This is a genomic window from Stenotrophomonas sp. A3_2, from assembly GCF_036624925.1.
Taxonomy (GTDB): Bacteria; Pseudomonadota; Gammaproteobacteria; order Xanthomonadales; family Xanthomonadaceae; genus Stenotrophomonas; species Stenotrophomonas hibiscicola.
Genome location: NZ_JAZKVY010000049.1, coordinates 1 through 366, shown reverse-complemented (window position 1 = coordinate 366; position 366 = coordinate 1). Strand labels below are relative to the sequence as shown.

Genomic DNA, 366 nt, shown 5'->3' with positions numbered 1-366 from the left:
CGCGCGCATCGGCTTTGGCGCGTTGCGCTTCATCGCGGGCAGCCTGCTTGGCCCGGTGGCGCAGCTCTGGGGCCTGTGGAGCAAGTACCGCGAACTGGGCTCGATCGCCGCGCTCTTCCCGCGCTTTGCCGCCGCCGCCTCGCTCGCGCGGGTCGCCGTGCTCGCGCTGGGGCGCGGCGTGCTGCAATTGGGCGCATTCCTGCTGGCCAATCCGGTGGTGCTCCTGATCGCCGGGATCACGCTCGCGCTGGCGGGTCTGGCCTATGCCGTCTGGCGCAACTGGGACCGGATCAGGGCGGGCTTTGCCCAGGGCATCGCCTGGGTCACGCGCCAGTTGACCGCGTTCAAGGCTGCGCTCGCCACGAT

1 protein-coding gene is annotated in these 366 nt (G+C 71.3%); it reads left to right on the top strand.

Annotation, left to right across the window (positions count from 1 at the left end; genetic code table 11):
* Positions 1–366 (top strand): hypothetical protein (locus R5H29_RS00740; RefSeq protein ID WP_332328569.1); only part of this gene is annotated, 366 nt, incomplete at both ends.